The organism is Streptomyces sp. B3I8 (genome assembly GCF_030816915.1).
In the GTDB taxonomy this organism is placed as follows: domain Bacteria; phylum Actinomycetota; class Actinomycetes; order Streptomycetales; family Streptomycetaceae; genus Streptomyces.
The window spans coordinates 7,272,571-7,285,796 of record NZ_JAUSYN010000002.1 but is presented as its reverse complement, the minus strand read 5'-3'; the positions used below and the strand labels follow the sequence as shown (position 1 = coordinate 7,285,796).

The window sequence follows — 13,226 nt, the reverse complement described above, 5'->3', positions numbered from 1 at the left end:
ACTTCCCCGGCCCCGTCCGGACCGACATGAGGAGAACACACCATGAAGACGCTCCGCCGCGACCCCCTCGTGCGCGGTCTGGGCCTCGCCAGCGCGGCTCTCGGCATTCCGCAGGTGGCCAAGCCCGCCGACGTGGCCCGGGGCATCGGCGTAGCCGCCGGGCCCCGGCAGCGCACGGCCACTGTCGCCGTCGGCGTCCGCGAACTGACGGCGGCGGCCGGGCTGCTGGCCCGTCCGCACCCCGTCTGGCTGTGGGGCAGGGTCGGCGGCGACGTCGTCGACCTGGCCCTGCTGACCCGGACCCTGCGCCGCCACGACGGCCGGGGCCTCGGCCGTACGGCACTCGCCACGGCCGCGGTCGCCGCGCTGACCACCGTGGACGTCTACACGGCCGTGACCCGGACCGGCAAGGGGTCGGAGACGACGCTGACCGCCACGACGACCGTGAGTAATCCGCCCGAGGAGGCCTACGCCTACTGGCGGCGCCTGGAAGGGCTGCCCACGTTCATGGCGCATCTGGAGGAGGTGCGCCGGACCGGCGCGACGACCAGTCACTGGCGGGCGAGCGCCCCCTTCGGCCGGACGGTGGAGTGGGACGCCGAGGTGACGGAGGACGTGCCCGGCAGCGTTCTGGCCTGGCGTTCGCTGGACGGCGCCGACATCGACAACCGGGGCGAGGTGCGGTTCTCCCCCGCCCCGGGCGGAAGCGGTACCGAGGTGCACGTGACCCTGCGCTACGCGCTGCCCGCCGGTGCGCTGGGCCGCGCGGTCGCCCGCTACTTCGGCGAGGAGCCGTCGCAGCAGCTCGACGACGACCTCCGGCGCTTCAAACAGGCCGTCGAGACGGGGGAGGTCGTCCGGTCCGAGGGTGCCCCCGCGGGCAAGCGGGCCCGCGGCGAGTTCCCCCAGCACCCGGCCCGCCCCCTGACCTCGAAGGAACTGAAAAAACTGACGAAACTGAAGGAGACGCTGTCGTGAAGGCCACCTGCTGGACGGGGCCCGACTCGGTGTCCGTGGAGGACGTTCCGGACCCGTCGGTCCTGAACGGCCGGGACGCCGTCGTGCGGATCACCTCGACCGCGATCTGCGGTTCCGACCTCCACCTCGTCGACGGTTACGTGCCCGGCATGCAGAAGGGCGACATCCTCGGCCACGAGTTCATGGGCGAGGTCGTCGAGGTGGGAGCCGGGGTCGACCGTTCGAAGATCAGGGTCGGCGACCGGGTCGTGGTGCCGTTCCCCATCGCCTGCGGCGCCTGCGCGGCCTGCCGGGCGCGGCTGTACTCGTGCTGCGAGAACAGCAACCCCAACGCAGGGCTCGCCGAGAAGGTGTTCGGCCATCCCACCGCCGGGATCTACGGCTACTCCCACCTCACGGGTGGTTTCGCCGGCGGCCAGGCCGAGTACGCGCGGGTGCCCTTCGCCGACGTCAACCCGCTGGTGGTCGAGTCCGACCTGGACGACGAGCAGCTGCTCTTCCTGTCCGACGTGCTGCCCACCGGGTACATGGCGGCCGAGATGTGCGACATCACGGACGGCGACGTGGTCGCGGTGTGGGGCGCGGGAGCGGTGGGCCAGTTCGCCATGGACAGCGCGCGGATGCTGGGCGCGGCGAAGGTGATCGCGATCGACAAGGAGCCGTACCGGCTGGACATGGCGGCGGCGCAGGGCTACGAGACGATCGACTTCGAGACCGTGGACGTGCGTTCCGCGCTGCTGGACATGACCGGCGGGCGCGGTCCCGACAAGTGCGTCGACGCGGTCGGCCTCGAGGCCACGCACGGCTCCCCGCACGTCGATTTCTACGACCGGGCCAAGCAGGCGGTCCGGGCCGAGAGCGACCGGCCGCACGCGCTGCGGCAGGCGATCACGTCCTGCCGCAGCGGTGGGGTGGTGTCCGTCGTGGGTGTCTACGGCGGGCTCGTCGACAAGTTCCCGGTGGGGGCGTGGATGAACCGGTCGCTGACCCTGCGGGCGGGGCAGTGCCATGTGCACCGGTACATGAAGCCGCTGCTGGAGCGGATCGAGCGCGGGGAGATCGATCCCACCAGGGTGATCACCCATCGGATGCCGCTGGTCGAGGCGCCGAAGGGCTACGAGCTGTTCAGGAACAAGCGGGAGAACTGCGAGAAGATCGTCCTGAGCGCCCGCTGACCCGCTCCGGACGTCGTCCGGTCGGTCCGGTCGGCCGGGCGGGCGCCTAGGGACGTCTCGCGGCCGGCCGGGCGAGCGCGAGCCCGGTGGGTGCCGGCCGCCGGGCCGGTCCCGGTGGGACGGCCGCGGGGACGCGCTCCAGCACCCCGCCCGCGAAGACGTCGTACAACGGCAGTGTCTCCAGGTGGACATAACCGATGTGGCAGTCGCAGACGGCGAGCGGGCAGGGGCGGGGGCGCAGCGCGGCGCGGTAGGAGCCGTCGTAGAGGTTGCCGAGTTCGGCGGGGACGAAGTGGCAGCGGCGGACGGTGCCCTCGCCGTCGACGGAGATCACCGACTCTCCGGTGCGGCAGGGCAGTCCGGCGCTGGCGTGCGGGTGGCGGCTGTAGGGGAAGAGGGGATCCAGGGCCGTCCACCGGTCTGCTTCCGCGTCGGTGTACGTGTGGTCCTCGGCCGCGTTGATCCACAGGTAGACGTGGGCGGGCAGATCGGCGCGGAGCCGGCGGGCTGCCTGGAGGTGTTCGGGCAGGCCGACGACGCCGACGCTGAACCGCACGCCCCGGTCGGCCAGTTCGCGGCACTTGCCGAGGAAGCGGTCGTACGGGGTCTGGCCCGGATGGTAAGTGCACCACAGGGCGAGGGTGCCGGGGTCGGCGTCGGCCAGCCAGTCTGTGCGGCAGCTCAGGTTGGTCTGGATGGCGACGCGGCGGATGTGCGGCAGGTGCGACAGCTCCGCGAGGGTGCGCCGGTACCAGGAGCGGACCAGACCCTCCCCCCACGGGGTGAACAGCAGGGAGAGGCGGTCGTCCTGCTGGGCGGTGGCCCAGTGTGCGAAGCGTTCCAGGGCGGCGCGGTCGGCGCGCAGTTGGTCGGTGGAGTCGCGGCGCTTGGCGAACGGGCAGTAGGGGCAGTCGTAGTCGCAGGAGGCGAGCGGCCCCCGGTACAGCACGGTCAGGTCCATGGGCGGCCGGTCACTTCCTCTCGTACGCGGCCATGGCGGCGCGCACGGCCGGGGAGAACAGCAGCGGTCCGACGGCGTCGGAGTGGGCCAGCCCCTCGGGGGTGAGGCGCAGCCGGCCGTCGGCGGCCGACAGCCAGCCGCGGTCGTCGAGGACGTCGAGTTCCGTGCCGAAGTCGTCGGTGGGGGCCTGTCCGAACCGGGCGCGGTAGTCGCTCTCCGCCAGGCCCTCGGCCTGCAGCAGGGACTGCAGGAGATGCCGGCGGCGGGCCTCGTGGGCGTCCATGCGGTGGCCGACCTCGGCACGGGTGAAGTCCTCGGTGGCGACGTAGTCGTCGATGATGCCGCGGATGGCGTGCATGCCGACGGCGTAGTCGAAGGAGTAGTGCAGTGCGGAGGTGTACGAGCGGGCGCCGCAGCCGAGGCCGATCATGCCGTCGGTCTGGCAGGCGTAGTCGTCCGCGCCCTGGGGCGGGGCGTCCGCGCGGCGGAACATCCGCATGGACTGCTGGGTGTAGCCGCGGGCGAGCAGGTGGTCGCGGCCCGTGCGGTACAGGCGCAGCCGCTGCGCGTCCCAGGCCGGGTCGGCGCCCGGGGAGGCGGCGCGGTGGCGGTCGAGGCCGGTGAGGGGGCGGACGTAGAGCGGGTAGAGGTAGAGCTCCTCGGGTTCCCAGGCCAGGGCGGCGTCCAGGGAGTGGCGCCAGGTGTCCTCGGTCTGGCCGTCGATACCGTAGATCAGGTCGATGTTGAGCACGGGGATGCGGGCGTCGCGGATCCGGCCGAGGGCTGCTTCGACGTCCGCGCGGCGCTGGGGGCGTACGGCGGCGCGGGCCTCGGCCTCGACGAAGCTCTGCACGCCGAGGCTGAGCCGGGTGGCGCCCCGGTCGGCCAGGACGGCGAGGCGGTCGGCGGTGGCCGTGGCGGGTGACGCCTCGACGGAGAGGGGTATCGCGTCCAGCCGGGCGCCCATGCGCGACTCGGCGATGTCGCACAGCCGTTCCAGCTCGGGTGCGGTCAGGAAGGTGGGCGTCCCGCCGCCGAACGCGGCGGTGGCGAAGCGGATGTCCTGCCCCTCGCCGAGGGCGTCGCGCACGGCGGTCGCCTGGCGTTCCAGGGCGTCGAGGTAGGCGCCGGTGAGGCCGTCGGGGGCGCCGATGCGGGTGAAGAGGTTGCAGAAGCCGCAGCGTACTTCGCAGAAGGGGATGTGCAGGTAGAGGGAGAGGGCGCTCTTGTCCTCCGCCGCCCACAGGGACGTCAGCGTCGGGCGGTCGGGCAGCCGACGGTAGGCGCTCTTGTGGGGGTAGGCGTAGACGTAGTGCTGGTACGGGCCGGACGGGTCGGCGGCCGGGGTGAGGGTCGGTAGCGGCGTCACGGCGGCCGGTGTGGTCGCGGTGGTCGGGGCTGTGGTCATCGGTGGGCCTCGGCGGGTTCGAGGAAGAAGTGGGCGTAGGGCACGGTCCACACGCACTCGTGGCCGAGGCGGTGACCGGTGTAGCCGTCGTCGCCGTAGGCGGTGCCGTGGTCGGAGCAGACGATGGCGAAGCAGCGGCGGCGGGAGGCGGCGGCCGCGAACAGGCGGCCGATGTGCCGGTCGACGTACTCCAGGGCGGCGGCGTGTGTCTGCCGGGTGTCACCGGCCTCGCGGGTGGCGCCGGGCAGGTGGAACCAGTTGGGCTGGTGCAGCGCGGAGACGTTTACGAAGAGGAACAGCCGCTGTTCGGCGGGGAGTTCGGCGATCACCCGCTCGGCCCGGTCGATCTGGTTCTCGAAGGAGTGGGGCGAGGTGACGCCGAACTCCGGTTCCCAGTGCGACTCCTGGAAGAGGCCGGGAAGCACGGAGCCGAGCGGTCCCTGTCCGTTGAAGAAGCCCACGCCGCCGATGCACACCGTGCGGTAACCCGCCCCGGCGAGTCCGGAGACCAGGTCGGGGGTGTCGTAGACGAAGGTGCCGGGCGCGGTGCTCTCGCTGCCCGCGAAGCTCGCCGCGAACAGCCGCGGGTGCGGGCCGGGCCCGGCCGGAGTGGGCAGGAAGCCCGCGAAGATGGCCTGGTGGGAGGCGTAGGTGAAGCTGCCGGGCGCGTGCCGCTCCTCCCAGCGGCCGCCGGGAAGGTGACGGGCGAGGTGGGGCAGACGGCCCTGCCGCGCCAGTTCGACGGCCACGTCGTGGCGCAGTGTGTCGAGGGTGACCAGGAGGATGTCGTGGTCACCCACGACGGTGTTCATGTCCGGAGCCGACAGGCCGGGCGCGCCGGGCGGTTCATCCTGGCCGGGCACTGCGGGCGGCCCGGGTGCGCGAGGTGTGGTGGGTCGGTGCATGGCGGTCCTGTTCGTTACGTGTGGGACGGGTGCCGCGGAAGCCGCGAGCCGTGGTCCGGGGCGTCGGCCGGGCCGGAGCGGCTGTGACGCGGACCGGGACGGGCGTGGGAACCGGTGGCGCCGGGGCCGTGCAGGACGGCCGCGACCTGTGCGGCGTACGTGTCGGCGCTCTCCGCGCCGCTGCCGGGCAGTCCGGTGAGTCCGGGCAGCAGGTCGCCGAAGGCGTTGACCTCGCCGACGACGAACCTGCGCCAGCCGGTGGCGGGCAGCAGGTCCACGCCGACGCACAGGGTGCGTGGGAAGCAGGCCGCGGCCCGCTCGCACACCTGGAGCACGTCCGCCCAGCGTGCTCCCGCCCTCTCGACGGCCTCACGCGCCGCGTCGAGATCGCCGCGCGTGCCGCCGAGGTGGAGGTTGGTCATCGGGGCACGGCTGGTGCGGACCACGGCGTGGGTGGCCCTGCCGGCCACCACGACCACCCGCAGGTCGGCCGCGCGGCCCTGCTGGGACGCCTTGGGCAGCCAGCGTTCCAGGTGCAGCCCATCGTGGGCGAGGGTGTCGACGATCGCGGCGATCTCCTGTTCGCTCTCGTAGCGGCGCACCTTGAGCGAGTTGTACAGCCGGCCGTCCGGGGCGCGTTCCACCGAGGTGGTGGCCCGGATGCGGGCACCGGCCGTCTCGACGGCCAGGACCCCCGAGGCGGACGAGCCGTGCGCGAGCTTCACGAACAGCCGCGGCATCCGGTGTGCGCGCATCAGCGACCGCACGTCGTCCCAGCCGCGTACCGGCGCACCGTCCGGGCCCGAGGTGGGCGAGGCGGGTACCGGCACGCCGGCCGCGTCGAGCACGGCGTGGCAGCGGCGTTTGTCGAACAGCACGGCGAGGTCGTCGGGGTCGTCCAGACGGACGCCGCCGCGCAGTGTGGCGACCGCGGCCGTGAACCGCGCGTACCAGCGCGCCGAGCCCTCCACCCGGGCGGGGTCCCCGGCGTCCCGCAGCAGGCGGTCGATCTCCGGGTCCTCGCCCGGCGAGTCGAGCCGGACCGTCTCGTCGGGGGCGAAGTCCGCTCCCCCCTCGCGCAGTACGTCGATCCACGGCACGACGCGCGGGCCGGGCAGCCCGGCCGCGCGCACCGCTTGGGCGAACAGGGCCACCCGACGGTTGTCGGGGTTGCCGACCACCGCCAGGCGCGGGGCGTGCGGCACGGCCGGCGACGGGTCCGACGGACCCACGGCCGGGGCCGCGTGCGCCCCCGTCCCCGCGCCCGGGGCCGCGGACAGCGCCTCGCGCGGTGTCCGCGGCCCGACGGCGTCGGGGACGCTCATTCGTCCACGGCGACGTAGCGCCACGTCGTGCCGTCGTCGTTGGTGTCCTCGTAGACGTCGCCACGCTCCAGCTCGACCTCCACGCCCGCCGGTTCCAGCGCCTCGCGGAGCCTCTCCCGCAGGGGCTCGCTGAGGTAGTTGTGGTAGAGGTCCAGCTTGCGGAGGTGGGTCAGGGGCTGTCCGCCGAGGAGCGCGGCGGCGCCCTCGTCCGTCAGCGTGCCCATGGACATGTCCAGCACCTCCAGCTGGGCCACGACGGGGGCGGCGGCGACGGCCGCGGCCACCTCGTCCTGCATCTCGCTGTTGCGCAGGGCGAGATGGCGCAGCTTCGGCAACCGGGCGCCGGACAGCAGGGGTTCCAGGTCCGTGATCTCGCTGTCGCCGCCGTAGTTGGCGACGCCGAGCCACAGGTCGAGGTGTTCCAGCGCGGGCAGGTCACTGGCGCCGATGCCGCGCACAACCGTGGCGGGCAGCCCGCCGGTCTGCACCTCCAGCCGGCGCAGGTTCTCGTGGCGCAGGGCGGTGAACTCCAGTCCGATGCCGCCGCGCACCCCGAATTCCTCCAGCGCCGGGAAGGCTGCGAGCAGCGGACTCACGTCGCTCTGGTTGATCCACGATATCTCGGCCTGCTCCATCGAGATGTCACCGAGGAAGATCGCGCGCAGCTCCGGGAAGCGGTCCCGCTCGGCCACCAACGCCTCGATGACATGGGACGAGTCGTCCTCGGTCATGTCCGTCCACGCGCCCACGATCAGCGCCCGCACCCGGGTGGTGTCCACGGCGCTGCAGAACCGCGCGAGCGCCCTCGGCCATGCCTCGTCGGCCTCGTAGACATGACTGCTGACGCACCATGCGACGGAGTCGGCGGCGGGCAGGTCGCCCAGGGGCTCGTCGGGGGACGGGAATTGCGCGGCGGGCAAGCCGTACAGCGTCTCGATCTCGTCGGCGTCGTACACCTGGGTGCTCCTCGGCAGTTGGGGATGGCGCTCTCGCGATTGCCGCAGTTCTACCAAGAGCCACTGACATCCGCCGTGGGCGGGGCGGACGGAGCGCGGTGCGGGGGCGTTGTCAGTGGTGGCCCCTACGGTGTCGTTCATCAGGCCGGTGCGCGACGCACCCGGCCAGGAGGGGAGAGTCATGTTCCGGCAGGGAGACGTACTGATCGTGCCCGTCGCGGAGACCGCGGTCCCGGCTCATGTGGCGCAGGCGCCGAAGGAGCGGCGGGACGGGCGGGGCCGGCTCGTCCTGGCGCTCGGCGAGGTCACGGGGCACGCCCACGCGGTGGTCGGCCCGGGAGAGTTGATACGTGAGCCGGGGCCGCTCGGGCCGATGCTGCTGCATCTGCCCAAGGGCGGCCGGGTGGTGCACGAGGAACACGCGGTGGTCACGCTGCCCGCGGGCTGGTTCCGGGTCATCCGGCAGCGCGAGTACGTGCCCGGGTCCGTGCGCATCGTGGCGGACTGAGCACGGAGCCGGGTGGGTGCGGGGGCGCACCGGTCGGAAGGGCACCGGTACACCGGGCACCGGCGTGCGCACGGCCCCCGGGAGACATGCGAGTGATGAGCGTGGGTGGGACAGACGTGGGTGGGACGGACATGGGCGGGACGAACGTGAGCGGGACCGGCGTGAGTGGGACCGGCGTGAGTGGGACCGGCGTGAGTGGGACGGACATGGGCGGCACGAACCTGAGCGGGGCGGACATGAGTGAGACGGGCGTGATCGACGGAGACGGCCGGACGAATCTCGACGGCGTGTCGGAGGCCGAAGGGGCGGTGGCCGGCGGACCGGTGGTGGGAGCGGCGGACGGTGGCTCCGCCGACGCGGACGGGCTGGGTCCGTGGCGTGCTCGGGCCCGGGCCACCGCCCCCGCCGACCGGACGGCGGCCGAGGCAGGCATCAGGGCGGCCTACCGGCAGGCCGGACTGCCCGAGCCCGAGCGCTTCGTGTGGGCGGGGTCTCCGCGCGCTGCCGTGTCCCTGATACGGGAACTGCCCGACCGGGGCACCTGTGTCCGCGACGCGGTCAGGGACACCCCCTGGTCCGCCGAACGTGCCCGACTGCACGCCGAGTTGGGCGCCGCCGGGTGGTCGGAGCACTGGGCGGCGACGGGCGGGCGACTGTGGGAGTCCACGCAGGCGCTGGTGGACCGGATCAGGAGTGGAGTGCTGGAGGAAGTGGCCGGCGGGACGACGGGGGCGGAGGCGACCGCCGTACGGCTGCTGCTCCTGGACGCGGTGCTCGGACAGCACGACGCACCGTGGCTCGCGGCGTTCGCCACGGACGGCGGTCCGGTCGAGGCACTGACCGAGGTGTGCCGCAGCGCCGGCTGGTGGTGGCCGTACTCCCGGGTCGTCGTGGTGTCGGAACGCCCCGCGGCGCTGCACCAGGACGAGGCGGGCCGGCTGGACAACGGGGAAGGGCCCGCGCTGGCCTACCCCGACGGCTTCGCTCTCCACGCCTGGCGCGGCATGCCGGTGCCGGCCGACTTCCTCACCGAGCTGGCCGACCTGACGCCGCGCCGGATCCACAAGGAGGAGAACGCCGAACTGCGCCGGGTCATGCTGGAGTTCTACGGGTACGACCGCTATCTGAAGGACTCCGGCGCCCAGCCCCTGCACCGCGACGAGACCGGCACCCTGTGGCGCATCGATCTCGTCGGCGACGAACCGCTCGTGATGGTCGAGGTGCTCAACTCCACCCCCGAACCGGACGGCACCCACCGCACGTACTGGCTGCGGGTCCCGCCGACGACGCGCACGGCGAAGGAGGGGGTGGCCTGGACGTTCGGCGTCACGGCCGAGGAGTACGTGCCGCTGCAGCAGACCTGACGCAGCACTGACGTCAGCTCTGCCGACGGACGTGACCGCAGAGCTGACGACGACAGAACTGACGACGGAACTGACGACAGAACTGACGACGGACCGGGCGAGAGACGTGGCGGAGGAACTGAGGCCCACCCGGCGGGTCACCCGAGGACCCGTCAGGTGTGATCGGGGGTGGGTCGGCGCGCGTCGAGGAGGAACGCCGAGATCAGGTCGGTCAGGACCCCGGGTCGCTGCAGATGCAGGTCGTGCCCGGTACCGGGGACGCTGACGGACGTCATGTCGGGGCGTCGCCGCAGCAGTTCGTCGATCTCCATGGGCGCGAGAAGGCTCGCTCGGGCCAGCACGAGCAGGGTGGGGCAGGTGACACCGCTCCACTCGGGAGCGAAGGAGCGCCGGGCCGTCTCCGCCAGTGAGCCGACCATCACGTCCCGGTCGAAGCGCGGCCAGAGCCGTCCGTCGCGCTCCTGAAGTCCGTCCGCCCAGCCCTCGCCGACGGGCCCGCCGCCGAAGTACCGGACGGCGGCGTCGCGCGAGGGGAAGGGCACCGGCCAGGAGTCCAGCCACGCCCCGATGTGCGCCGGGGTGTCCGGGGAGGGCTCGCCCGCCCCGGCTTCGACGAGCACGAGCGCGCGCACCAGCCCGGGATGCCGCGCGGCGGTGAGAACGGCAGTGTGTCCGCCGAGCGACTGGCCGACCAGGACGGGCGACTCCAGGCCCAACTGTTCGGTCACGGCGAGGACATCGCCGACGTAGGCGTCGCGGGAGACGTCCGCGGACAGGTGTTCGCTCGCGCCGTGGCCGCGCTGGTCCACCGCGACGACACGGTGCGCGGCACGCAGCCGCGCGGCCGTCGCGTCCCATTCGCCGGCGTGACCGGCCAGCCCGTGCAGCAGCACCACGGGCGGTCCGCTCCCGCCCCAGTCACGGCAGACCAGCCGCACCCCGTCCCGTACGACCGTACGCTCCGTCCACGTCACCGCGCCTCCCCTGTCTCTTCCCTCCGTTTACTGTCCGAACTCCCCTCAGCCCCGTTCGCGCAGGCCCGCGACGAGGAGGCCGACGAGCCGGCGCGCGTCGTAGTCCGGGTCGCGATCGGCGCCGATGCAGAGGTTGCCGATGCCGTGCAGGAACTGCGGGGCGTCGGGTCCGGGGCGGATCTCCCCGGAGGCCACGGCCGCGTCGAGGAGGTCCGCGCAGACCGGCACCAACCGGTCGAGGAAGTAGGAGTGGAGGGTCTCGAAGCGGGTGTTGTCGGCGCGCAGCGCGGCGGCGAGTCCGTGCTTGGTGACGAGGAAGTCGACAAAGAGGTCCACCCAGCGCGCGAGCGCGACGTGGGGCGTGGGGGCAGCGGCCAGCAGGGCCGGTCCGGCCTCGACACAGGCGTCGACCTGGTGCCGGTAGACGGCGATGACGAGGTCCGCCCGGGTGGGGAAGTGCCGGTAGAGCGTGCCCATGCCGACGCCGGCCCTGGCCGCGATGTCGCGCACCGGTGCGTCCACCCCGGAGGCGACGAACACTTCGGCGGCCGCGTCCAGCAGGGTCCGCGCGTTGCGCCGGGCGTCCATGCGCCTGACTCCGGCCTCCTGCGTGGTGCCGTGGTTCACCGTGGTGCTCCCCTCTCGTGAGGCCGGATCGCGGATCGCGGGCCTCGAACATCGCGGAACGCGGATCGCGGATCGCGGGAACATTGCGAAGCGGAGCGACGTTCCGTATCGTGAGCGGAGCGACGTTCCGCTTCTGCCCATCCTGGCAGTTCCGGAACGCGACGTCCATCCCGAGCGCCCGCCCACGGTCCGTCGCCGTGCCTGATCACCGCCTTGCCCACTCCGAATACCGAACGGAAGGCATCACTCATGTCCGCCACGCCCGCCACACCACCCACAACCGCCACTCCTGCCATGCCGAAGACGACCGATCTGCGGGAGACCGCTCCCCCGCCCACCCCGGTGGTCTCCCTGCGCCCGATCGTCCTGCCCGCCCCGGAACGCGGCGAGGATCTCCAGGTGCGCGTCACCGCCCCCGCGAGCGGTGCCGGCCTGCCGATCGTCGTCTTCTCGCACGGCTTCGGCGGATCGATGAACGAGTACGCCCCGCTGGTGGACTTCTGGGCCGCCTCCGGTTTCGCGGTCGTCCAGCCCACTCACCTCGACTCCAGGACGCTCGGCCTTCCCCCCGAGGACCCGCGTACGCCGCGGATCTGGCGTTACCGCATCGAGGACCTGGTCCGCGTACTGGACAACCTCCCCGCGCTGGAAACCGCCGTACCGGGTCTGACCGGGCGGCTCGACCACGGCAGGATCGCCCTGGCCGGCCACTCCTGGGGCGCGCAGTCCGCCAGTGCCCTGCTGGGCGCCCGCGTCGTGGACGCCGAGGGCGTACCGGGCGAGGACATGACCGACGGCCGCGTCTCGGCGGGCGTACTGCTCGCGCTGACCGGCCTCGGGGACAGTCTGACCCCGTTCGCCGAGGAGAACCTCCCCTTCATGAAGCCCTCGTTCGACGACATGCGGACGCGGAGCCTCGTCGTCGCCGGGGACAACGACCAGTCCTTCCTGTCGACCCGCGGCCCGGACTGGTTCACCGACCCCTACACCTACAGTCCGGGCCCCAAGAGCCTGCTCACCCTGTTCGGGGCGGAGCACTCGCTCGGCGGCATCTACGGCCAGGAGTCGACGTCGACGACGGACGAGAACCCTTCGCGCGTCGCCCTCCTCCAGCGGCTGACGACCGCCTTCCTTCGTGACGCCCTCGTACCCGGCGACTCCGGCTGGCAGGCCGCGGCCGCCGCCCTGGAGGAGGGCCGCGACCCCCTGGGGCGGCTGCGGAGCAAGTAGGCGAGCGGTCGGCGAGTCATCGCGGAGCGGTGCGGTCGGTGCGGAGCGGCGAGACCACGCGTCGCACCGCGCACCTCCGGGGCGCACGCGCGACGTCCGCCCCGGAGGCACCGGCCGCCGCACCGAACGCACCGAACGCACCGACCTCACCGACCTCACCGACCTCAGGGCGAGCACTTCTTGCTGAGTAGGCATACGATGCTGCTCATGACGCAAGACGACGACGGTGATCTCGACAACCTCGTTCGCAGACGCATCCGTGCCCTTCGCCTCGCCCAGGGGTGGTCGCTGGAGGAACTGGCCGCCCGCGCCCGGCTCAGCCAGTCCACGCTCAGCCGGATCGAGACCGGCCGACGGCGGCTGGCCCTGGACCAACTGGTCACCCTCGCCCGCGCGCTGGACACCTCCCTCGACCAGCTCGTCGAGACCGCCGTCGACGACGTCGTCTCCCACCCGGCGATCGACGCGGCCCGCGGACAGATGAGCTGGCCGCTGAAGGCACAGCCCGGCGTGACCGTGGTACGTCAGCGCATGACCAAGCCGCCGCCGGACAACCCGTCCCGCATGCGAGCCCACCCCGGGCACGAATGGCTCGTCGTGCTGTCCGGCACCGCGACCCTGCTGCTGGGCAACCGCCGGCTGCGTATAGAGACCAACCAGGCGGCGGAATTCCCCACGATGCTGCCGCACGCCATCGGCGCCGAGGGCGGGCCGTGCGAGGTGCTGGGCATCTTCGACCGCGACGCCCGCCGCGGTCACAGGCGCGGCGAGGGCGCCGACAGCCCACCACGCCGGCCCTCCTGACCGTTCCTTGC

Annotated in this window: 13 protein-coding genes; 6 read left to right on the top strand and 7 right to left on the bottom strand. The window is 73.0% G+C overall.

What is annotated here, in order from left to right; genetic code table 11:
• Positions 1–42: 42 nt before the first annotated feature.
• Both QFZ64_RS34145 and QFZ64_RS34140 read left to right on the top strand, forming a co-directional pair.
• The gene (locus QFZ64_RS34145; protein ID WP_307071357.1) at positions 43–978 is read left to right on the top strand and encodes an SRPBCC family protein; all 936 of its coding nucleotides are present in this window, start codon (positions 43–45) and stop codon (positions 976–978) included.
• Positions 975–2,153, top strand: a complete 1,179-nt coding sequence (locus QFZ64_RS34140; protein WP_307071356.1) for a zinc-dependent alcohol dehydrogenase — start codon at positions 975–977, stop codon at positions 2,151–2,153. Before QFZ64_RS34145 ends, QFZ64_RS34140 begins: the two co-directional genes overlap by 4 nt.
• A gap of 46 nt (positions 2,154–2,199) precedes the next feature.
• Here QFZ64_RS34140 and QFZ64_RS34135 read toward each other — a convergent pair whose 3' ends face one another.
• The 5 genes from QFZ64_RS34135 to QFZ64_RS34115 all read right to left on the bottom strand — a co-directional run bounded on the left by QFZ64_RS34135 (position 2,200) and on the right by QFZ64_RS34115 (position 7,708).
• Positions 2,200–3,114, bottom strand: coding sequence for an STM4011 family radical SAM protein (locus QFZ64_RS34135; RefSeq protein WP_307071355.1), 915 nt, complete (start codon positions 3,112–3,114; stop codon positions 2,200–2,202).
• Positions 3,115–3,124: 10 nt separating this feature from the next.
• Positions 3,125–4,522: an STM4012 family radical SAM protein gene (locus tag QFZ64_RS34130; RefSeq protein WP_307071354.1), complete on the bottom strand. Its 1,398-nt coding sequence runs from the start codon at positions 4,520–4,522 to the stop codon at positions 3,125–3,127.
• Positions 4,519–5,334, bottom strand: coding sequence for an STM4013/SEN3800 family hydrolase (locus QFZ64_RS34125; RefSeq protein WP_307071353.1), 816 nt, complete (start codon positions 5,332–5,334; stop codon positions 4,519–4,521). Before QFZ64_RS34125 ends, QFZ64_RS34130 begins: the two co-directional genes overlap by 4 nt.
• A gap of 107 nt (positions 5,335–5,441) precedes the next feature.
• The gene (locus QFZ64_RS34120; protein WP_307071352.1) at positions 5,442–6,752 is read right to left on the bottom strand and encodes an STM4014 family protein; all 1,311 of its coding nucleotides are present in this window, start codon (positions 6,750–6,752) and stop codon (positions 5,442–5,444) included.
• Positions 6,749–7,708, bottom strand: a complete 960-nt coding sequence (locus tag QFZ64_RS34115) for an STM4015 family protein (RefSeq protein ID WP_307071351.1) — start codon at positions 7,706–7,708, stop codon at positions 6,749–6,751. Before QFZ64_RS34115 ends, QFZ64_RS34120 begins: the two co-directional genes overlap by 4 nt.
• A gap of 181 nt (positions 7,709–7,889) precedes the next feature.
• Here QFZ64_RS34115 and QFZ64_RS34110 point away from each other — a divergent pair, with 181 nt between their 5' ends.
• The gene (locus QFZ64_RS34110; protein ID WP_307071350.1) at positions 7,890–8,216 is read left to right on the top strand and encodes a hypothetical protein; all 327 of its coding nucleotides are present in this window, start codon (positions 7,890–7,892) and stop codon (positions 8,214–8,216) included.
• Between the two features lie 236 nt (positions 8,217–8,452).
• On the top strand, positions 8,453–9,580 hold the full coding sequence (locus QFZ64_RS34105; protein ID WP_307071349.1) for a DUF6745 domain-containing protein: 1,128 nt from the start codon (positions 8,453–8,455) through the stop codon (positions 9,578–9,580).
• 152 nt (positions 9,581–9,732) lie between these two features.
• Here QFZ64_RS34105 and QFZ64_RS34100 read toward each other — a convergent pair whose 3' ends face one another.
• Together QFZ64_RS34100 and QFZ64_RS34095 are read right to left on the bottom strand one after the other, a co-directional pair.
• Positions 9,733–10,554: an alpha/beta fold hydrolase gene (locus QFZ64_RS34100; protein ID WP_307071348.1), complete on the bottom strand. Its 822-nt coding sequence runs from the start codon at positions 10,552–10,554 to the stop codon at positions 9,733–9,735.
• 45 nt (positions 10,555–10,599) lie between these two features.
• Positions 10,600–11,142 carry a TetR/AcrR family transcriptional regulator gene (locus tag QFZ64_RS34095; protein ID WP_307071963.1) on the bottom strand — a complete coding sequence of 181 codons (543 nt, stop codon included), beginning with the start codon at positions 11,140–11,142 and terminating at the stop codon, positions 10,600–10,602.
• A 333-nt stretch (positions 11,143–11,475) separates the two neighbouring features.
• Here QFZ64_RS34095 and QFZ64_RS34090 point away from each other — a divergent pair, with 333 nt between their 5' ends.
• Together QFZ64_RS34090 and QFZ64_RS34085 are read left to right on the top strand one after the other, a co-directional pair.
• Positions 11,476–12,411 (top strand): alpha/beta fold hydrolase, encoded by a 936-nt coding sequence (locus QFZ64_RS34090; protein WP_307071347.1) that lies wholly within the window; start codon positions 11,476–11,478, stop codon positions 12,409–12,411.
• Between the two features lie 207 nt (positions 12,412–12,618).
• Positions 12,619–13,215, top strand: a complete 597-nt coding sequence (locus QFZ64_RS34085) for a helix-turn-helix domain-containing protein (protein WP_307071346.1) — start codon at positions 12,619–12,621, stop codon at positions 13,213–13,215.
• The last annotated feature ends 11 nt before the right edge of the window (positions 13,216–13,226 follow it).